18 protein-coding genes and 1 pseudogene are annotated in these 21,273 nt (G+C 41.4%); 14 read left to right on the top strand and 5 right to left on the bottom strand.

What is annotated here, in order from left to right; translation table 11 throughout:
• Window positions 1–44: 44 nt before the first annotated feature.
• The 8 genes from Q9G97_RS13330 to Q9G97_RS13295 all read left to right on the top strand — a co-directional run bounded on the left by Q9G97_RS13330 (window position 45) and on the right by Q9G97_RS13295 (window position 6,200).
• Entirely contained in the window at window positions 45–509 is a 465-nt protein-coding gene (locus Q9G97_RS13330; protein ID WP_305899198.1) for a hypothetical protein, read from the top strand.
• A 108-nt stretch (window positions 510–617) separates the two neighbouring features.
• Window positions 618–1,127: a hypothetical protein gene (locus tag Q9G97_RS13325; RefSeq protein WP_305899197.1), complete on the top strand. Its 510-nt coding sequence runs from the start codon at window positions 618–620 to the stop codon at window positions 1,125–1,127.
• A gap of 31 nt (window positions 1,128–1,158) precedes the next feature.
• Window positions 1,159–2,112 (top strand): TIGR01777 family oxidoreductase, encoded by a 954-nt coding sequence (locus tag Q9G97_RS13320; RefSeq protein WP_305899196.1) that lies wholly within the window; start codon window positions 1,159–1,161, stop codon window positions 2,110–2,112.
• A 13-nt stretch (window positions 2,113–2,125) separates the two neighbouring features.
• Window positions 2,126–2,587: a hypothetical protein gene (locus Q9G97_RS13315; RefSeq protein WP_305899195.1), complete on the top strand. Its 462-nt coding sequence runs from the start codon at window positions 2,126–2,128 to the stop codon at window positions 2,585–2,587.
• 167 nt (window positions 2,588–2,754) lie between these two features.
• On the top strand, window positions 2,755–3,288 hold the full coding sequence (locus tag Q9G97_RS13310) for a hypothetical protein (RefSeq protein ID WP_305899194.1): 534 nt from the start codon (window positions 2,755–2,757) through the stop codon (window positions 3,286–3,288).
• 116 nt (window positions 3,289–3,404) lie between these two features.
• Complete coding sequence (locus tag Q9G97_RS13305) at window positions 3,405–4,490, top strand: fatty acid desaturase (protein WP_305899193.1); 1,086 nt, start codon at window positions 3,405–3,407, stop codon at window positions 4,488–4,490.
• Window positions 4,491–4,539: 49 nt separating this feature from the next.
• On the top strand, window positions 4,540–5,004 hold the full coding sequence (locus tag Q9G97_RS13300) for a thiol-disulfide oxidoreductase DCC family protein (protein ID WP_305899192.1): 465 nt from the start codon (window positions 4,540–4,542) through the stop codon (window positions 5,002–5,004).
• 107 nt (window positions 5,005–5,111) lie between these two features.
• Entirely contained in the window at window positions 5,112–6,200 is a 1,089-nt protein-coding gene (locus tag Q9G97_RS13295) for a metallophosphoesterase (RefSeq protein ID WP_305899191.1), read from the top strand.
• An 88-nt stretch (window positions 6,201–6,288) separates the two neighbouring features.
• Here Q9G97_RS13295 and Q9G97_RS13290 read toward each other — a convergent pair whose 3' ends face one another.
• Window positions 6,289–6,471 carry a hypothetical protein gene (locus Q9G97_RS13290; protein WP_305899190.1) on the bottom strand — a complete coding sequence of 61 codons (183 nt, stop codon included), beginning with the start codon at window positions 6,469–6,471 and terminating at the stop codon, window positions 6,289–6,291.
• 169 nt (window positions 6,472–6,640) lie between these two features.
• On the opposite strand from Q9G97_RS13290, the gene Q9G97_RS13285 reads away from it, so the two are divergent.
• A complete protein-coding gene (locus Q9G97_RS13285) occupies window positions 6,641–7,771 on the top strand; it encodes a metallophosphoesterase (protein ID WP_305899189.1) in 1,131 nt (376 codons plus the stop codon).
• A gap of 25 nt (window positions 7,772–7,796) precedes the next feature.
• Here Q9G97_RS13285 and Q9G97_RS13280 read toward each other — a convergent pair whose 3' ends face one another.
• Both Q9G97_RS13280 and Q9G97_RS13275 read right to left on the bottom strand, forming a co-directional pair.
• Window positions 7,797–9,053: an alpha/beta hydrolase gene (locus Q9G97_RS13280; protein WP_305899188.1), complete on the bottom strand. Its 1,257-nt coding sequence runs from the start codon at window positions 9,051–9,053 to the stop codon at window positions 7,797–7,799.
• A gap of 52 nt (window positions 9,054–9,105) precedes the next feature.
• The gene (locus Q9G97_RS13275) at window positions 9,106–10,548 is read right to left on the bottom strand and encodes an alpha/beta hydrolase (RefSeq protein WP_305899187.1); all 1,443 of its coding nucleotides are present in this window, start codon (window positions 10,546–10,548) and stop codon (window positions 9,106–9,108) included.
• A 505-nt stretch (window positions 10,549–11,053) separates the two neighbouring features.
• Here Q9G97_RS13275 and grpE point away from each other — a divergent pair.
• The 5 genes and pseudogenes from grpE to Q9G97_RS13250 all read left to right on the top strand — a co-directional run bounded on the left by grpE (window position 11,054) and on the right by Q9G97_RS13250 (window position 16,661).
• Window positions 11,054–11,671, top strand: coding sequence for a nucleotide exchange factor GrpE (gene grpE / locus Q9G97_RS13270; RefSeq protein WP_305899186.1), 618 nt, complete (start codon window positions 11,054–11,056; stop codon window positions 11,669–11,671).
• 251 nt (window positions 11,672–11,922) lie between these two features.
• Window positions 11,923–13,866, top strand: coding sequence for a molecular chaperone DnaK (gene dnaK, locus Q9G97_RS13265; protein WP_305899185.1), 1,944 nt, complete (start codon window positions 11,923–11,925; stop codon window positions 13,864–13,866).
• A 373-nt stretch (window positions 13,867–14,239) separates the two neighbouring features.
• Window positions 14,240–14,794: a porin family protein gene (locus tag Q9G97_RS13260; RefSeq protein ID WP_305899184.1), complete on the top strand. Its 555-nt coding sequence runs from the start codon at window positions 14,240–14,242 to the stop codon at window positions 14,792–14,794.
• Between the two features lie 211 nt (window positions 14,795–15,005).
• Window positions 15,006–15,461: pseudogene (locus tag Q9G97_RS13255) on the top strand (NfeD family protein); the annotation flags it as partial.
• A 318-nt stretch (window positions 15,462–15,779) separates the two neighbouring features.
• Window positions 15,780–16,661: an SPFH domain-containing protein gene (locus tag Q9G97_RS13250; RefSeq protein ID WP_305899183.1), complete on the top strand. Its 882-nt coding sequence runs from the start codon at window positions 15,780–15,782 to the stop codon at window positions 16,659–16,661.
• A 95-nt stretch (window positions 16,662–16,756) separates the two neighbouring features.
• On the opposite strand, the gene hemN is transcribed toward Q9G97_RS13250, so the two are convergent.
• Complete coding sequence (gene hemN, locus Q9G97_RS13245) at window positions 16,757–18,334, bottom strand: oxygen-independent coproporphyrinogen III oxidase (protein WP_305899182.1); 1,578 nt, start codon at window positions 18,332–18,334, stop codon at window positions 16,757–16,759.
• A 198-nt stretch (window positions 18,335–18,532) separates the two neighbouring features.
• The gene (locus tag Q9G97_RS13240) at window positions 18,533–21,022 is read right to left on the bottom strand and encodes a penicillin acylase family protein (protein WP_305899181.1); all 2,490 of its coding nucleotides are present in this window, start codon (window positions 21,020–21,022) and stop codon (window positions 18,533–18,535) included.
• Window positions 21,023–21,273 lie beyond the last annotated feature (251 nt).

Raw genomic sequence — 21,273 nt, 5'->3', positions numbered from 1 at the left:
TATTGAGTTTATGAGATTAGTTTTTGAAATATTAGGAGCCTCTTATGTCATCCAACGATATAAAGAAAAATGCTACTACCGCAGCAGCTATTCAGTTGCCTGAAGAAGAGTTTAAATTGGATGAAACGCTAGTAGTAGAAAGTAATTATCCTACTGGTAAAGTGATACTTATGTATTTATTGCTTGGTGGTCCTATCGGTGGAGCTTTCTTAATGAGTCTTGTTTTAATTGAATCATTTGCACTAGAGGACTTTTACCTTATTTTTGCAGGACTGTTTCTTGGCTTTGTATTTGGTGTCATTCCAGCAACTTTAGCAGGTTTTTTGATAGCCAGCTTTAAGCTGCATCGCAATGCTAAAGGATTGTTATGGTCAGCTGTCATTGGTGCATGTACAACTACAGTTGTTGCTACATTTATAGCAAATGATATAGAGGGTGTGATCTTTATAACATTAATAGGAGTCGTCAGCGCTATATTAACAGGACTATTTGCTTTGCCAAGACCATAACTTAATACTCTTGAAAAACCTATTCATCAACTCTCCATAACATATCCATAGTTTGTACCAATGCTATACCTATACTAAGTGAATACTCACTTTTGTAGGATATGTAAAATGAAAAATAATAAAGCAGAACGCTACCCCTATTTACAGGTGATTACGATGTTTACAGGGCTTAGTAGTATCATTGGTGGATTGCTCGTTCAGCTGATTCTATTAATTATATTTAGAGAGGCTAATTTTGCGCAGATCGGCTTGCATCCATTGTTACACGTCGGATTATTAGGACTTATTCCTGCATTATTAGCGGGTATGGTTATTGCTAATAAACAAATATGGCAGGGTGATGCACACAGTACTCGCACAGTATTTCTAATTGGCTTTGTTATCTCAGCGCTTTATATCGCTGCCATAATTATATATTTGGGCATTGGTAGCGTAGAGGAAGTCGGTATATTATCCGTTGCCATGCTAACTATAGGTCTATTTGGCGGTGTCAATTTAGTTATCGCCAGTCTCGCAGCCTTACCAAAAGCCTGTACAACGCGTTTTGACAATCCAGTGAAAAAGGGCGACGATATTTATCAAGACTTTATAACCTTAGATAACCAATCAGTTGAATAGCTTTTTACGCCAATAAAAGAGGGATGTCGCAATGAATATTTTGATCAGTGGTGGTACAGGATTTTTGGGTAGCGCATTTAGTGATGAGATTATCAAACGTTATTACCAAACGGGTAAAGAGGTCGCTATCACTTGGCTGACTCGCGATACGAGTCAAGCGCATCCTGATACTGTTAGCCTGATGACCTATGATGAGCTGGCAAAAACCGATAACCGCTATGATGTGATAATGAACTTAGCAGGAGCGGGGATTGCCGACTCGCGTTGGAGCGATGAGCGTAAAGAGGCACTACTTGCCAGCCGTATCAAGCCTACAGAGTCGCTACTCGCCTTTATCGCGCGTACGCCTAATAAGCCTAAGCTGCTGCTCAGTGGTTCGGCGATTGGCTGGTATGGTACACAAGGCGATAAACCGTTGACTGAGAGCAGTGGCTTTGAGACTGATTTTTCGCATCGTTTATGTGAGGACTGGGAGCAGCTAGCATTAAAGGCTACTGAATATGGCGTCCCTGTCGCTATTGTACGTACTGGTGTAGTAATCCATCCTTCAGGCGGTATGCTCGGCAAGTTATTGACGCCATTTAAATTTGGGGTAGGCGGTCAGTTAGGCGATGGCCAGCAAATCATGAGCTGGGTCAGCCGTGACGATTGGGTAGGGGCTGCTATCTTTATTATTGAACAGCATTTAGCTGATAAGATTGAAACGCATAATAATACGCTCAGCACGACGAGCGATACACCAGCGCTAGTCTATAACTTGACTGCGCCTAATCCTGTGACTAATCATAAATTTACCAAAGACGTCGGTGCATGGCTACATCGCCCGACTATCTTTACTTTACCTGAGTTCTTGCTTAAGCTGATGTTTGGTGAAATGTCGACGCTTTTGATTGATGGGCAAAAGGTATTGCCGCAAGCGCTACTTGATGCTGGTTACGAGTTTGAGCAGCCAACGCTTGAGACCGCTTTAGCGGAGCAGAGCTAATTGACGATAGCCGATGTTTCATGTGAAACAATATATATTTAAAGTAGATATACTTGTGAATAAAGTTAAGGCTGACTATCCCAAAAGAGATGTAATTAATCAGTTTGTGCAGTTCGGTGGTGCTATTGGAGGCCTGTTTCTTTGGCTGACAATGGCGCTGCCTGCTATGCCAATAAAAGCTAATAGTTTTAGCGCAGTTGATGCATTGAATACAGCTTTGCTATCAGGATTATCATTAATCCTCTATATAGCTTTTGGTTTCTTATTGGGTTTGTTGCCTTCGCTGTTCACGGGTTGGGTTCTTGCACAAATGAATATCAATTATAGCTATAAAGGTTTGTTTATATCTTTAGTTGTTGGTAGCGTTATAGGTTTTGCTTTTTTATCAGTAATAGAGCTACCTTTGATTATTCAGATTTTGACAGGCGGTATTAGTGCCTTGATTCTAGGCTGGTCTATATTGCCTAGACACTAGACACTAGACACTAGACACTAGACACTATAAATTTTTATCTTATAATTTCACTATTGACAGAAATAAAGTAAATAATACTTCTAAAATTATCTAAGAAGGAGTAGAGTAATTACATAACAATTGTTTTAACTAAAGTTTCCAGTGCATACTTCATCGGTGATTACATTATGAATAGTAAAGAGACAGGCATAAGCAATTATTTATATCCGACAAGTTCGGTCATATGGACTTATACTTTACTAGGTGGCGCTATTGGCGGTGCAGTAATAGGATTCGGTAGTGTATTGTTTGAAATAATCTTTGGTAATAGCAGTCCTATGTTTGCGATGATAATGGGTACTATATTGTTTGCTACTGTTGGTGCGATTATAGGACTTGTGCCGTCTATTCTGACAGGATGGTTTGTAAGCAGACATAGAATTGTGATCGTCGGTGTAGAGGATTATTTAAAGCTATTTATCACAGGTTTTGTTATGACGGTTTTGTGCCTCATGCTTTTGATAACAGCTTTGGAGCTTCAAAGCTTTATCCAGACTTATCTAGGTACTACTTTTAATCATAGTAATTATGCGGATACTCCTTCTGGTTTTAATAGTGACGATATTTTAGCGTTTTTAAAAGGCGCACTGTTTTTAGGGTCGGTAGGTGGGCTGAGCAGCGTAGTGTTAGGCAAAATAATAGTACCAAAGGTAAAATCTTAAAATAAATAAATTAAAGCTTTGCCTTATTATTTCAGTTTTGACAGAAATTTAAGAAATATTATAGTAGTCGTCTATATGTTCTTTGCTACTACTTAACACTCATTAAGGAGAGCATCATGCGTCACTTATCAAATAACCATTCATTAGCTAATATCGAATGGCAAGACTTGCGTCAACTAGGTGTTACAGAGACGGTTTATAACGTGCTGCTATCCCTGCCATTTTTACTACTATCGTGGTGGAGCGCGGCTCAAAGCTTTTGGTTACTTGCGCTTGTCAGCTCGTTTTTCTTCTTTGTGGCAGCACTTAGACAGGCACATGATTGCTATCATCGTACTTTAGGCGTGAGTAAAGTTGCTACAGAGCTGATGCTATTTATGCTTAGTATCACCATGCTTTGTAGTACCCATGCGATTCGCCATACGCATCTTAATCATCATCGTGATCCATTAGGCGACAGCGATGTCGAGGGCAATTGGGCGCGTCTGCCTTGGTATAAGGCGATAGTAGGCGGTGGCAAGTTCTCTATTGCCATTCAGTGGTTTGGACTGACTCATGAGAGCCGTCGCAATCGGCTATTGGTCGTCATTGATATGGTGCTGATATCAGCGGTGATTACTACGGCATTTATCACTATGCATCCTGTACTTATGTATCACGTACTGGTCATGCTAGTGGCGAATATGTTGGTAGGCTTCTTTGCAGTATGGAGCGTGCATCACGGCTGCGATGAGCTGGTTTATGCGCGTAGTGAGCGCCATCCGCTTATTAATCTACTGACCTTTAATCTGCTCTATCACATTGAGCATCATCTATTCCCAGCGGTGCCGACTAACCATTTGCCAGAGCTGGCAAAGCGTTTAGATACTATAGCTCCAGAGTGGACACAGCAGCCTGTAATTCCTATATTAGCTAGTAAGACACTCTGTTCAATACAGACTGCTAATGATGTTATTAGTAAGAAAACCACTAATAATAAAGGGGATAATGTTATTTATATTAATAATCATATCGCAAAAAATAATGCTAATTCTCAACCTACCCGAACAAAGCTATCAGCCAATACTAATAGAGTACTAGCTATAAATAACAGTGATATTTTATTCAAAAAGCCAGCTGATCATGTGAGTCATGTGAGTCATTTAGATCATAAATATTCTTGTCCTATTGGAGGTGCTCTAAAAAGACTAGGGTCGGCTTAAACAATATGTTTAATCGAGATAAATTAATCAGTATAAAACTAGGAATTGCATGATGAATACTCAAACTGAATCAACGCCACTTACAAGCCAACATAAACTGGCAATCACTATGTACTATGACGATGCTTGCGTGCTGTGCAGTACGGAGGCACATAATATGCAAGCGCGTAACCCTCAGGCCATTGAGCTGATATCAGTGGATAAAGGCTTGGATATGTTACAAGCAGCAGGGTTTAATCGCGCTGATGCGATGACTTATCTTTGCGTGCAAGACAGCAACGGTGATTGGCATACGCATATGGATGCAGTAAGACTGCTATATAAAACTGCAAATGTCAGCTGGGCAAACTGGCTTTATCTACCTGTTATTAAGGAATTGGGCGACTTTGCTTATCCTTACGTCGCGCGTAACCGCTATCGAATCCCAAACTGGGTAACAAAAGCGATTTATGGCAAAGCTGCTGTAGAAGCTTGTCAAAATGGTCTTTGCAAAATCGCGCCTGACAAGCGTTAATTAGACTACGCATTAATTATGAAATATCAGTGAATAATAGCCACAAGGGTCAGAGTTGATAAAATAAAAGCTAAACTAAGCACACTTTTATTCACTTAGATTCAATTATGTGGCTCTTTATTATCGTAACTCAGTTATTAGCAGTAACCACTAGTGTTATTTTATGGTGGTTAATACAGCCTAAGACCACTGTTAAAAAGTTAGTACTGATTTTCAGCATTTTTATTATAAATAATATAGCGCTAGTCTATGGGTTAAGCGAGTTTTGGCGAGCGCGATTCAATGTCTATTTAGTGATAGAGATATTGCAAGGATTTATGATTTATGCGGCGCTAGTTACCGCTGTGATTGCACTAATATATTGTCGATTGCTTAAACGACCGCAGCGTCCAAAGTTGATACGCGCTATTGGTGTAATGATCTATATTGGTATTGTTGGCTTAGCAGTATTTAACGCTTATGTACCAGCAGTAAAGCGCCTAACTGTCAGCACAGATAAACCTTTGGCTGAACCACTAAAAATAGCGCTAGTATCGGACACGCATTTAGGTCGCTGGTTTGGCAATCGGCAATTGGATAAATTAGTCAATCTCGTTGAGACAGAGGGCGCTGATGTCGTGGTTTTGGCAGGCGATATCATGAATGATGATACTATTTATTATGACAAAACCAATATGCATGAGCGCTTATCGAAGCTGACAGCACCGCTTGGGGTCTATGCGGTATTGGGTAATCATGATTATTTTGGTTATGAAAAGCAAATAGCCAAGGCGGTGACAGATGCAGGTATAACGGTGCTAGATAACCAAAGCGTATTGCTTAATGAAGCCGTTTGGCTGATTGGACGCTCAGACGATATTGACCTGACGCGCTTATCGGCAAAGGAGCTATTAGATAAAGTCGATACCGATAAACCAGTTATATTCTTAGAGCATCGTCCCTCAGCTATCGATGAGATAAGCGCTTTGCCCATTGATCTGCACCTATCAGGGCACACCCATGGCGGACAGATATTTCCATTGACGACATTGATGAAAATATTTAGCCCTTTAGTTCATGGCACGAAGCAAATAGATAATACTCAGTTCTTAGTATCGTCTGGCTTCGGCTTTGGTAGCGTACCGTTTAGACTCGGCACGCGCTCTGAGATTTGGATTATTACCTTAAAAGCAGATACTTTACAGCCAGCATTATAATCTACAATTATCTAATACCCTTCACGAAAAATAGAGTAGGAGTAGGGTGCATTCCATGCACCGATGGTTAGTGAACTAACTATAAGTTTTACAGTTTCGCTATAGCCTTAAAGGCTGCCTCATCATAATCATCATCGTGCGTGACTACTACGGTGCGCTCAGTACGATTGACATTGACCCAGCGCACACCTGTGATACTAATAGTGTCAGCTACTAGCTTTTCAGCACTCTGTTTATCACTGATATCAATATGATATAGGGTCTGCGGCATGATGATCCTCAGTCTGCAATGATAGCTATCGTTGAATGACTTCACTTATACTATAAACTATTTCACCTTGTTATTACTGCGTTTTATCAACGATAAGCACACGTAATAGCGTCGTAATTTCAAGCAGTTAGTATTATTATAACCGTTATTATTTTATTTGAGATAACAGATGCGTTATACGTTTTTTATCATTGTCTTTAGCTTGTTGCAGCTATTTAGCTTAGGAGCGGCATATAGCTTAGCGTGGTGGCTACAGCCTTGGCTGTCTGATTATCCAGCGAAGCTTATGGTATTTGCAGTGATATTTATCATAACCAATGGCCTGCTACTATTGAGCGTGAGTAAAGTATTAGCCAATGCCTATCGCTGGATAAGTGCTTGGATGCTGGTCATGCATTATCTAGTGTTGAGTGCGCTGCTAGGCGTTCTACTATACGGTAGCTATTGGCTATTTATGACTGTCACAGGGATAGCTTTGCAGGATGTAAACACGCTGATTTATACTCTGCGCCTGATAACGCTATTCGCTTTTGTAGGGTTGTTTATCCACTCATTTTACAGCGCTTATAGTCCTGCAGTACGTAGACTGAACATTACTATCGATAAGCCGTTTGCCCAGCCGATAAGCATGATGGTTGCCAGTGATTTGCATATTGGTCGCCTATTTGGCAATAAGGCTATCGCTAGATTACAGCGACTTATTGATAATAATCAGCCTGATATATTGTTGATGCCAGGCGATATTATGGATGATAATGTTAAGGCCTTTACCCATTATAATATGGTGGATGATTTAGCGAAGCTATGTGCCAGCTTACCTTTTGGTGTTTATGCGACTTTAGGAAATCATGATCTATATGGACACGAGCTGCCGATTAGCGAGTCGCTGCGTAGTGCGGGCGTGCAGCTATTAAATGATGAAGTATTGCGCCTTGATTATAAGGGTCAATCGATTTGGCTAGCAGGGCGCTTTGATAATCATAAACGGGCGCGGGTTGCGACCACCGAGCTGTTGGCGCAAGTCGACACGAGTGAGCCAGTAATATTGTTAGATCATAGACCTAGCGATATTATGGCGCATAGTCAGTTGCCGATAGATTTACAAGTGTCAGGTCATACCCATAATGGACAGATATTCCCAGCAAATTTCATCGTCAGCGCTATCAATCGCATAGGCTATGGTTATGAAGCTATTAACAATAGCCACTTTGTGGTCTCCTCAGGCTATGGCTTTTGGGGTATACCGTTTCGCTTAGGCTCGCGCTCTGAGGTTTGGCTCATTATCCTCAATGGGCAATAAGCCTTTAGCAGGCGGTAAGCTATTATTAGGCAATAAGTTCTTGTACAAAGCCTTCAAACTCATTAATGATATGAGTGGTCTCTCGGTTTAGACCTTGATGAACGCTAAGCAGATTGATAAAGCCATGTGGCGCACCAAGTACGGTATAAGTTTTTACTTCTAAACCCTCATTTTCTAAATACTGAGCGTAAACAAGGGCTTCATCGCGCAAAATATCTAGCTCAGCGGCGACGATATAGCTTGGGCAAATATTGCTACTATCACCCTTCATCACTGACACTAGCGGATGAGCTTGTGGCAGCTTGCTTTGCTTAATGTAAGCAGTATTAAAGGCGTCGGCTTCCGCATTATCTAGCAATAACCCTTGACCATATAGCGACCAGCTTGGATGATCGCTGCCGTAGTCCGTCACTGGATATAGAGGCAACTGAGCCAATGGTGGCGGCAGGTCACTCATAGTATTTATAAAATAATCAATAGCCTGCTTATCGTCATCATTAGCTGTGTCTTGCCACAATGCTGGCGTTGGCATAGTGACTTGCTGGCCGACTAAGGTAGCCAAACAGCCACCAGCACTATCTCCTGATAATACAATACGCGAGGCAGATGCACCTAGTGTATCAGCGTTCTCAGTTAGCCAAGTATAAGCTGCTAGACAGTCCTTGAGGGCTGTTGGAGCGCGATATTCTGGCGCTAGGCGATAGTCGACACTGACCACAGCCCAGCCCGTTTGATGACAGACGGTGTGACAAAACTCATGATGAGTATCGAGATCACCGATACAGTATCCGCCCCCATGAAAAAACAGCATCACGACTTCATCAACGTTCTGCTGGGTAGATCGGTAACAGCGAATAGTCATGTCACCACCATCGCCATTAGCAATAGTCTTATCATGCCAGTTAACGCCAGATTTTTTGTTATTAGCCTCAGCCTGTCGCCAAACCGTTGGTGATTGAATAGAGACGACATCAGTTGCGAATGTTTTACGTAATTTAAGCAACTTATCGACAGTAAGAGAGCTTTTTAGCTTACCGTTGATAGCCATAATCAGCCGCAAATGTGCATCAGCATGGGGATACTGTTCAGCAGTAGTCGCTCCTAGACGATGATTCAATCGCTCAATGACTGACTCAGGTAAGCTATCTAAGCTTTTAAATAAGTAATGTAGTCTATGCCGAAAAAGCGTCTGACTAACAGGCAGGTTTTTAATAGCGCTATCAATAGTCTTATTGGTTTTTTTAATCAAAGCGTTAAGCGATGGAAGCGGTAAAATAGACATAAACTCACCTTTTAGCTAAAAAATATTTTCCTAAAACTTATCAAATATAGAGCTAAGCCGCCAAAGTCTTTTGAGCGCTCTGTACCTTTTGAGTGCTTATTACTTGATATACAAACTGCTCAAATTGCTTAATTATATTCTGAGTCTCTTGGCCAATCTCTTTATGCACACTCATAAAATGAATAAAGCCGTGCGGTGCGCCCAATATAGTTTGAACTTGGACCTCCACGCCGCAGTAGGTCAGCTGCTTGGCATAAGCAAACGCTTGGTCACGTAGTACATCTAGCTCCGCTGCTACAATGAAAGTCGGGCAGACCTTTTCATTATTTCCTGTCATTGGTGACAGCAGTGGATGCTCGCGAGGTAGCTTGCTATATTGCAAACAGGCCGCGTCAAACACTGCGATATCTGCGTGATCAAGCAACAGACCCTTACCATACAATGCCCAACTTGGATAATCCGTCTCAATATCAGTCACAGGGTATATCGGCATCTGCGCTAGGGGATGGGGCAAGTTTTGCAATTGATTAAAAGTTTTTTGCCCTTGTAAGCCTAAGTCTAGCCATAAAGAGTTAGTGGGGCCAACGATTTGCTGCGCTAGCATTGATGCCAGACAGCCACCAGCGCTATCCCCTGCTAGTAGGATACGCGAAGGCTGTGCACCTAGCGTATGACAATGCTCAGCCAGCCAAGCATAGGCGGCGATAGAGTCTCTTAAAGCCGTTGGTACAGGATGCTCAGGGGCTAGGCGATAGTCAACACTGACAATAGACCAGCCTGTTTGTGCACAAATAGCATGACAGAACTCATGGTGGGTATCGGTATCACCGATACAAAATCCACCACCATGCAAGAACAACATAACGACTTGATCACGGTTGTAGTTATTAACAGTGTTATTAGCTTTGTCAGCATCAGTGCTAGACGCAGCACCATTACCGTAACACCGAATATTCATATCACCATCATCGGCATTGGCAATCGTTTTATCTTGCCAGCTCACAGGTGCGACACTACGTTTAGTAATAGGCTTCAAATTTTTAATAAAATTGCCTCGCTCCTGTTGCCATACCTTTGGTGCTTGCATAGCAACAGCGTCAACAGCAAACCTTTTGCGCAGTCCGATCAATTCTATTAGTTGCAGAGGAGTCTTGAGCTTGGCATTAACCGCTATAATCAGACGTAGATGCGCGTTAGCGTGTAAGTATTGCTTTGAGGTTGGCCCTTTTAAATAACTGACAAGTGCTTCTAGTAAAGGTGTCGGTAGATAGCCAAGTGTTTTTAGCGCATAGTGCAAAGTATGCTGCTGGTGAAGCGCTATCGGCTTATAGCTCAGCACTTTTTTAGTTATTGAGCGTTTTTGCATTAATTGTTTATTATCATTTTTATCTAAATCTTCATCAGTAGCTCGACCCAAAATAGCTGGATTAAAACTTTTAACCGCCTTATTAAATCGTGTACGCAGCGGAATTGAGGTTATAGGTAAGATCGACATAACAGTCCTTCTTGATAATTCTCCAACAGTAAGGTTGTAAGTATCAATAGTTGTAAATCAGGGATTAGTTCATTACAAAATATAATAGAGTAATTTATAAAATATTAAGTTTCGTTTGGTAATAAAATCGTTAGGTTTATAGTATGTTGAATAGTCACAAGTAACCTATATAAGGTCTAGTAATAAACAATATAACCACCCTTTACAGACCTAGCCAGTCACTTCAGTCAAAGTTTTGAATAGGCTGCAGCGTACATCTACAGACAATTAGAAAAATTCCTGTACTTTAGGCTTGAAATTTACCCTCATCACCTTTATCAAGCAGCTATTGAACCATTACTCTAAAACGCTTGTGACTTATGCAGCAATACAGATAGAAGTGCTAGCTATTAGCCAATACAAGGCATAACCTCTAAGCGTCAGTACGCCCTAAAACAAGTTATTCATTATCAATAATTACAAGACTTCTAGACCCCATTTAATATAAGTAACATAAGGAATCATTATGAACGAGCAGACCCCAAATCATGAGTTCGATACGCAAGACCCAAAAGTGGCACAAAGCAATATCGAGCGTGAGGGTAGTGTTTTAGAAGAAACTATTGAGGAGTTCAATCCTGAGACTAACGACGGCGAAAACGCTACTATCGACAATGAAATCGATATCGACGCCTTTAAAGCTCGTATTAGCGAGCTAGAAGGCGAGGTCAAGCAGTCTAAAGAGAGTACGGCTCGCGCCAATGCTGAAACCTATAATGCGCAAAAGCGTATGGAGCAAGAAGCGGATAAAAGTAAAAAATTTGCGCTACAGAAGTTTGCCAAAGAATTGCTTGAAGTGCTCGATAATTTAGAGCGCGCTATTATCAGTGTGCAAGACGATACGGATGCTGATGATGCTATTATGGAAGGCGTCAAGCTGACTCATAAATCGCTGTTAGATGTACTTAATAAAAACGGCGTAGAAGTCGTTGATCCACAAGGCGAGAAGTTTAACGCTGACTTGCATGAAGCTGTTGGTATTGACACCGATGCCGACGCTGATACCGTTGGTACCGTGTTGCAAAAAGGCTATAGCTTGAATGGTCGCCTATTGCGTCCAGCTATGGTACGTGTTGGTCAATAGCGTCATCACCGCTATAAATAGAGTATTCCTTATTAAGATTGAGGATATTCACAAATATTCACACAAATATATCGGTTTGCGGATGAGTCGCCTTGAAAAATATCAAGGGTAAACCGATATAAAGCAACAAGTGACCGTTCATGGTCTGATAATTTTAGCTCACAGCTTGATTTATTCAAATGATAAGAGCTTTGAGCTAACAAAAATTTAGCTATACAAACATAAATCTAATCAAATTGGAGTAATTAATTATGGGTAAGGTTATAGGTATTGATTTAGGTACAACTAACTCATGTGTCGCGGTAATGGAAGGCGATAAAGTTAAAATTATCGAAAACGCTGAAGGTACTCGTACAACCCCTTCAATCGTCGCTTATAAAGATGATGAAATCCTTGTCGGTCAGTCGGCTAAGCGTCAAGCGGTAACGAACCCAAACAAAACGCTTTTTGCTATCAAGCGTTTAATCGGTCGTCGTTTTGATGACAAAGTCGTACAAAAAGATATCGGCATGGTGCCGTACAAAATCGTTAAAGCTGATAATGGTGATGCTTGGGTTGAGATCAACGATAAAAAACTAGCGCCACCACAAGTTTCTGCTGAAATCTTGAAAAAGATGAAAAAGACAGCAGAAGACTATCTCGGTGAGAGTGTTACTGAAGCGGTCGTGACCGTTCCTGCTTATTTCAATGACTCACAGCGCCAAGCGACTAAAGATGCGGGTAAAATCGCAGGTCTCGATGTAAAGCGTATTATCAATGAGCCAACAGCTGCAGCATTAGCTTATGGTATGGACAAAAAGCAAGGCGATCGCACTATCGCAGTTTATGACTTAGGTGGTGGTACTTTTGACGTGTCAATCATTGAGATTGCTGATGTCGATGGCGAGCAACAGTTTGAAGTACTTGCGACTAATGGTGATACGTTCTTAGGTGGTGAAGACTTTGACTCAGCTTTGATTGAGTACTTAGTTGGTGAGTTCAAAAAAGAGCAAGACTTTAACTTAAAAGGTGACCCTTTAGCGATGCAGCGCCTCAAAGAAGCCGCTGAAAAAGCTAAAATTGAGCTATCAAGCGCGCAAAGCACTGAAGTAAACTTGCCTTATATCACTGCTGATAGTACAGGTCCTAAGCATTTAGTCGTGACAATTAGTCGCTCAAAGCTTGAGAGCTTAACCGAAGAGCTAGTACAACGTACTATGGGTCCTTGTAAGATTGCTCTTGATGATGCTGGCTTGAAAACTAGCGAGATTGACGACGTTATCTTAGTTGGTGGTCAGACTCGTATGCCACTGGTACAGCAAAAAGTACAAGACTTCTTTGGTCAAGAGCCACGTAAAGATGTTAACCCTGATGAAGCTGTTGCTGCTGGTGCGGCGATTCAAGGCGCAGTATTATCAGGTGAGAAAACTGATGTACTTCTTCTTGATGTGACGCCATTGACCCTAGGTATCGAAACGATGGGTGGGGTTATGACTCCAGTTATCGAGAAAAATACGATGATTCCTACTAAGAAATCACAAGTATTTTCAACCGCTGAAGATAACCAGCCAGCGGTCACGATTCAGGTGTATCAAGGCGAGCGTAAAATTGCTAATCAGAATAAACAGCTTGGTCGTTTTGACTTAACGGATATTCCACCAGCACCACGTGGTCTACCGCAGATCGAAGTATCTTTTGATATCAACGCTGATGGTATCATGAACATCTCAGCCACTGATAAAGGTACTGGTAAAGCGCAAAGTATTCAAATCAAAGCAGATTCTGGTTTGTCGGATGAAGAAGTCGAACAAATGGTGCGTGATGCCGAAGCTAACGCTGCCGAAGATGAGAAATTTGCTAACCTTGCGCAAGTGCGTAATGAAGCCGACGGTCGTATTCATGCGGTACAAAAAGCATTGAAAGATGCTGAAGACAAAGTAACTGATGAAGAAAAATCATCAGTAGAAGCGGCTATCTCAGAGCTTGAAATGGCAGCTAAAGAAGATGATCATGATGACATCAAAGCCAAGCTTGAAGCATTAGACAATGCTTTCTTGCCTGTTAGCCAGAAGATCTACGCGGATAGTGGTGCAGGCGCTGAAGGTATGGATCCGAACCAGTTCCAACAAGGTGCTGATGCTGGCGCTGATAATAGCCAAGCTGATGATGACGTTGTCGATGCTGAGTTCACTGAAGTTGAAGACGATAAGAAATAATGAGCTAGATTCAGCCAAAGTACAATCTTTTAATAAAATAGCGCATCCTTAGGGGTGCGTTTTTTATTTTTTGATGCCAAGTAATAAGTCTTTTGTGACCTGAAAGTTAGATTTCTTGTACATAATTTTTAGCAAAAAGATATGAATGTAACAAAAGATTTCATATCTTTGCCTTTGTAACTCATTGAGCCATAAAGGCTTGCAAAACTTAACTATCAGACTGCTAAACACTGACAGATTGAAATATGTTATTTGCTATTATAACTACATCGTTAGCAAACAAGGCGATAAGTCTATAAAAGACATAGTAAAAAGAGACATAGCAAATAAATATATAACTTGTTTGTACACATTGTACGTTAAGGAGATTAAGATGAAAACTTTACAAAAAACTCTACTTGCTCTAGCAGCTACTTCTTTAGTAAGCGTAGGCGCACAAGCTGCTGTCGCTTATGGTAATGGCTATACAGGTACACCTTATGTCGGCGTCAAAGTAGGTCAGTTTGATCTAGATGTCGCTGGTGCTGATGACCCAACCGCTTATGGTGTTTATGGTGGTTACAACTTCGATCCTAACTTTGGCGTAGAAGCCGAATACGTAGGTTCTAGTGATGCCGATTACTATAATGGTGATATCGATGCTAAGACTTATGGCGTCTATGGTACTTATCGTTATTTTGTACCAAACACAGCTTTATATGGTAAAGCAAAGCTAGGTGTTGCTAGAACTGAAATCGAAGGTGATTTTACTGATAGAGTTGGTGGTGTAGACGTTAGAAGAAACAGCTACTCAGATAGTGATACAACCGTTGCTGGTGGTCTAGGTGTTGGCTATGCGGTTAACCCCGACTTTGGTATCGAAGCTGAATATGATATCGCTGGTAGCAATGCTGATTTAATGACAATTGGCGCACATTTAAAGTTCTAATTTAAAAGTATTTACTCTTTAGATTAGATAAATGTAAAGTAAAAAACGACCACTTCGGTGGTCGTTTTTTATGTCTATAGTTATAATCATAATAAAAGGTTTGGTGCTATCGTTGTAATCATAACTAATGCTATAATATTGATATATAAGACAATATTGCTCTTATAAGTATGCTACATTGATAAGTAAGAATAAAAAGGAGGGTATAACCATGATTGAAGCTGTGTTTATGATTGAACCCTGGCATTGGCTAGTATTAGGCTTTACCTTGATGATTGCCGAGATATTTATTCCTACTTTTGCTAGCCTTTGGTTCGGTGCAGCCGCTATTATTGTTGCCGCACTAGCTTGGTTATTACCACTTCCTGCCTTGTTTGAGGTGTTGATCTGGCTAAGTCTATCGGTGCTGTTTATGTTCGCTTGGGTCAGGTACATCAAGCCTTTATCGGTAAATCGTACCAAAGCAGGACTTGGCGGTAGTGTGATTATCGGTGAGACTGGCATGATTGTGCTTAAGCCGCAAACCAATTCGCTTGGTGTAGTGCGCTTTAATGTCCCCATTGCCGGTGCTGATGAATGGCCTTGCCGTACCGGAGATGACAAGGTCGAAGTAGGTGATAGAGTGGTCGTGACTGATATCGTAGGTAATGATCTTATTGTAGCGCCAACCAAACGTATTACTATGTCTAACGTCGTGCAGCCTGACATCATCTCTAAAATCAATCCTGCGGTTGAAGCTCAACCTATAGCCCAAAAAGTTAAGGCGAGTAGTCTTAACCTGAATAAGCCTAATTTAGACCAAGTGCGTCTTAAAAATAAGTTCATGGACAAATAATACCTTTGATAAGTGATTTATTTAATTAAAGCTCTTAAAAATAAATATCTCAACTATTAAGTATTCTAGTAGCATAATTTATATAAGTTGAAAAGCGTAAACACATACGACATTGCTGATTGAATAGAGCAATGGCTCAAGGAGAGCGTTATGAATAGCATTTTAAGTAGTTTAAATGGCGGTAGTATCGTAACCTTGGTATTGATTGCCTTAATTATATTTACTGTTTTAAAGGCGGTGCGTATTGTACCGCAAGGCTATAAATGGGTCGTACAGCGGTTGGGTAAATATCAGCAAACACTGGAGCCTGGTCTGACGCTCATTATTCCTTTTATCGATAGAGTAGCCTACAAAGTCACGACCAAAGACATTGTGCTGGATATCCCCTCACAAGAAGTCATTACTCGTGATAATGTGGTGATTATTGCTAATGCGGTCGCTTATATTAATATTCTTCGTCCAGACAAAGCCGTCTATGGTATCGAAGATTATGAGTATGGTATTCGCAATCTAGTGCAGACATCTCTACGTTCTATCATCGGTGAGATGGATTTGGATAATGCTTTATCTAGTCGTGATGAAATCAAAGCTTTGCTCAAGAATGCTATCTCAGAAGATATCGCTGATTGGGGTATTACCCTCAAGACCGTTGAGATTCAAGATATTAACCCCTCACAGACTATGCAAGCCTCGATGGAAGAGCAAGCAGCGGCCGAGCGTCTACGTCGTGCGACAGTGACTCGTGCTGATGGTCAAAAGCAAGCGGCTATCTTAGAAGCTGATGGTCGTCTAGAAGCGTCACGCCGTGATGCTGAAGCGCAAGTAGTACTGGCTAAGGGTTCTGAGGAGTCTATTCGTCTTATTACTGCAGCGATGGGAGATGAGGAGATGCCCATTGTTTATCTACTTGGTGAGCAGTATATCAAGGCGATTCGCCAATTAGCAGAGTCTGACAATTCGAAAATGGTCGTATTGCCCGCTGATATCTTAAGTACGGTAAAAGGTATGGTCGGTGACAAGTTAAAAGTGTAGTACTTACCTTTCAATTTTTATTTTACTCACAAACTAAAAAAGACCTCATCATTGAGGCCTTTTTATTGACTTAATTTTAAACAAAATATGAGCGCTTAAATCACTTTAGAAAATCGATCTTTGTGCTTCTCTGTAAGATACTCATCAAATACCATCGCCACATTACGACCTAATAGACGACCCTTTGGCATGATACGAATACCAGCAGCATCCATGTCAATAAGTTTATCTGCTTGCATCTCGCCTAACTGCTGGATCTCATCTATAAAGTAGGTGATCGCATCGATACCGAACTTTTGATTCACATCACGAAAGTCAATATAGTCATGACAAAGCAGATTCATAATCACATACTCACGCAAGCGATCTTTGACAGAAGTTTTGATAACTTTGACGGCTGGCATGACAGCAGGATTGTTAATTGAGGCATTAATGCTGTCTTGATAAACGCTTAAGTCAGTATGGTTCTGCAAAATATAGCTACTATTGGCGTTGGTAATCTGACTGATTGACGAGACCCCAAAGCCTAATAGATCACAGTCGCCCATGATCGTATAGCCCTGAAAGTTGCGATGCAGCTTGCCTTCGCGCTGCGCTACTGCCAGCTCATCATCAGGCTTGGCAAAGTGATCAATACCAATAAACTGATAGCCTGCATCCGTTAAAGTATTGATAGTATTGCCGAGCATCAAGATTTTATCGCTTGGATTTGGCAGGTCTTCATCTTTTATTCGACGCTGGGACTTAAAGCGCTCAGGTAGATGCGCGTAGTTAAAGACCGATAGACGATCAGGCGACATCTTAATAATACGCTCTACCGTTTTATTAAAGGTAGCAGGTGTTTGATGGGGCAAACCATAAATGAGATCAAGATTAATAGAGTGAAAGCCCAAATCACGCGCCTCGGCTAGGACGTTTTCAATTAACTCTGCTGAATGCACACGATTGACTGCGATTTGTACGGTCTCATCTAAGTCTTGTACGCCAAGGCTGATACGGTTAAAGCCAAGATTACGTAGCACTTTTAGCGTATTACCGCTCAGCTCACGCGGGTCTATCTCAATAGAATAATCGCCTTGATCTTCTGGCAAAAAATCAAACTGGGTCTGCAAAAACTCCCACAGCTGTACTATTTCTTCATCACGCAAAAACGTCGGCGTACCACCGCCTAAATGCAGCTGCTTAACCAGTGGGTTCTTGCGAATACCAGTGCCATCTTCTGGTGTCGATAGTAAGCTGCGCTTATGTTTAATCTCACTAATAAGGTATTGTAGATAGTCGCCTGAATCGCTGTTCTTTTTAGTGATGATTTTATTACAAGCACAGTAATAGCAAAGATGACGACAAAACGGAATGTGAAAGTATAGCGATAATGGCGCCCGCGCTTCACGGTTTTGTAATATCTGTGCCTCTAAGCCCTCAGATATCGGGGAGAACTCAAGCGCGGTCGGATAAGAAGTGTAGCGTGGCCCTGAGCGGTTGTACTTATTCACTAGCGATTCATCAAACGCAGGGAGTTGTTTGTTACCGCTAGTCCCACGTAGGCTGGCATAAGGGTTGTTTACTTCGACCACGGGACGCGCAGTAGTCGGCTGTTCATTAGCAGGGTTGTAGGGCTGCTGCGGGGCAGTACTGGAGATTGAATTGGCTTTTGAATCCGATTGTGAGGACATGTAACTTTCCTTATATTGGTTCTATAGGCGTCTAATCTTTTATAGTGATTTATTAGATAATACTCAACGCACAATAGGGGTTGCTTATTATAACAAATCCTTATATTTAGTGGGGTGATTGGTAAGCCCTTTCCTTATAAAAAAGCGATCCTAAGATGAACTTAGAATCGCGTTTATAGCTGTCTAATATTTTAACTTTTAACTAGCAGGTAGGTTTTCTCTTAATTGAAGCTTATTACCAATCGCTTTATCAGCCACTTCATTGACACTAAAGGGCAGGCGTATCCAGTTTTTATCTGAATAACGACGAGTCTGGTCACGGTGAAAAGGACGCGTGCTATCAGCTGCTTGCGAATAAGCTAATAGCGCATCTACGACAGGACCTTTATCATCAAAAGTGACTGATTGCATGTAGGTCGGACCATTTACTACTGGACCATAAGTGCCATCACTGTTTTGACTTGAAGTTGCGACATTAAAGACGCCTTCACCGCCAAAGCCGCCATGCATAGGAATTTTCTCACCATTTTTGCTCGCATCAATAACGAACTGTAAGCTACCTAATGGCGCATCGAGTGCGACATTTTTACTATTATAATAGGCAATAGAATCACCTAAAGCTTTACGAGTCCTATCACTAATGATTAAGCCACGCGGCGTGTTAATAGGGTCAGCCTTATCAAAGGGAACACTAAATCCTGCATAGCTATTAACGTTAAGGTTAGACCAGAACTTTCTAAAGACATGAGCGCCTTTACTATCTAGGTTGTTACGACGATCCCAGCTGCTTAAGACATTACAGGCTTGAGTGGCATCAATAGTACCCCCACTAGTTAAAGGTAACGCCGCATTGTTTCGACAATCTGTTAACACATCATCAAGGACTAATTCAGCGCCATAACTGCGATTGCTGTAGACTACTTGTTGTAAGTTATTAAGATTAAAGGTATTGCCACCCAAACCGTCTTTATTGCTTAATCGATCAAATATCTGGGTAAAAGCCATACGAGTACGCGGAGATAATGGTTCAGCATCTTCAGATAAAGGTAGCAATTCACGTTTTAGTAACGGTGAAAACCCAGTCAACGGCTGTTCTGCATTACTGAGCCAATAGCTATCATTAGAATTAAGAACATAATCATAACGAGTCAATGAAGGTAAGTTTGAACCACCAAAGATACCCTTTTGTGGCGAGTCAGTATCATTGCCCCATTCACAATTAGCTTTACTACCATCTAGGGCTGGCAAGTCCGCTGCACCAATCAAGGTTTGCAAGTATATGCCTGCATTGGTACCACAAGATTGTAGCTGGCTTTTGGTGACATGAGGAACAGTTGAGATATCAGCATAGAAAGCCTTGCCATTACGGTCAGTGGCTATGGTATTAACAAAGCCCAGACCGAGAATTTTTTTCATTCTACTTTCTAAGTCGGCGACACTAGTGGCTTTATTCATACTACGCCATTGATTCAGAGCGCGTGGATTCTCAGAGGCGGCATCACGGATAGTATAGGCTAAACCTTGAGTACCCCAAGCAGGTATCGGTAGATTTTCATTAAGTAAATTAGCGGCTAGCATAGGACCATAATGCGATATATATAAAGGACGAACTACGGGTGGCAGATTACCTGGTAACTGAACGGTTACAGGTACAGCTTTAATCTCTCGTTGTTCAGTCACCCCAGCGCTATTTTGGTAACTATATTTCGTAGGATCGCCCTCTACTAGATTAAGCTGATAGAGAGTAAAACGATTGGCAGTCGATACCGTATGACTCCAAGCCACGTCTTTATTAAAGCCGATATTTATAAAAGGCTGGCCTTGTTGCGCTGAACCCATCACGTCAATCTCACCTGGTATAGTCAGATGAAACTCATAGAAGCGCTGCACACCATTCCAAGGCTCATGCGGATTGCCATACATCACCCCGCTACTAGTGCCTGTAACCTCGCTACCAAAGGCGTAAGCATTACTACCACCTTCCAATACGTTAATAGTCGTCATATCGAATTTAGGAGCAGCTTCGGCTATGGGATCTATATCAGCGCTACGCATTCTAGAGCTACCCATGACCGTACCTGGCGTAGGCGGTTTAGCGGATATGATAGCGCCTACAAAGTTAGAGAGACCGCCACGCAAATTGGCTTTGCCATAGACACTTAATAAGTCGTCAACGGTGATTTCGCGTACCCATGCCGCATTGGCGCAAGCAGGATCAATATTAGCGACGCCTTTATCACGCAGATATCGACTAAAACCTGCGGCATAACCTGTGACTGCATCAATCGTTTCAGGGTCTTGAGCCGCTAAAAACTCAGCTTTTCTCTCAGTAGAGTTATACCAAGTATAGAAAACATCACGAGCAACGGCAGCATTTATTGCGTCTGGCGTACCATCGGTCAGATAAAGTGCACTTTGGCCCTTAGAGACGACCACTTCCCGAGCTAATGAGCAAAAGTTATCTTCGGCAAAGGCATAACCTACACCATAGCCTAACCCTTTGTAGTCTTTGGCTGTGATATGAGGAATACCAAATTCGGTACGTTGTATATCTGCTGAATAAGTTACTGGAATAGCAGTACTAGTCACTTTATCGTCATCATCGGAACAACTTGATAACCCTAACGAAACTGCTATCGTCAACAAAGTAAGCGTTGGCGTGCGCCAACTGTGAGCTTGAGTTTTCATAAGCTTTACCATCCATGGTTAAGTATTATTGCTCAAAATCGCTGTTGCTACTCTGAGCTATCAATAAAATCCTTTTTTATTGCTATACAAGCCCTATTGATAATATAACAATTTATGCCTGCTTAGCCAGCAGATTTATTGCCTGATTTGTTGTAAGATAAATGTACCGATAAAGTTTTAATATTTAATAATATCAACTGATTATCTAATGACTAGTTTAATAACCAAGGGCATTATTCTGCCGTATATAT

The sequence above is a fragment of the Psychrobacter sp. M13 genome, assembly GCF_030718935.1.
GTDB lineage: Bacteria > Pseudomonadota > Gammaproteobacteria > Pseudomonadales > Moraxellaceae > Psychrobacter > Psychrobacter immobilis_G.
Note: the sequence above shows the minus strand (reverse complement) of the source record. Positions and strands in the feature narration are given on the sequence as shown.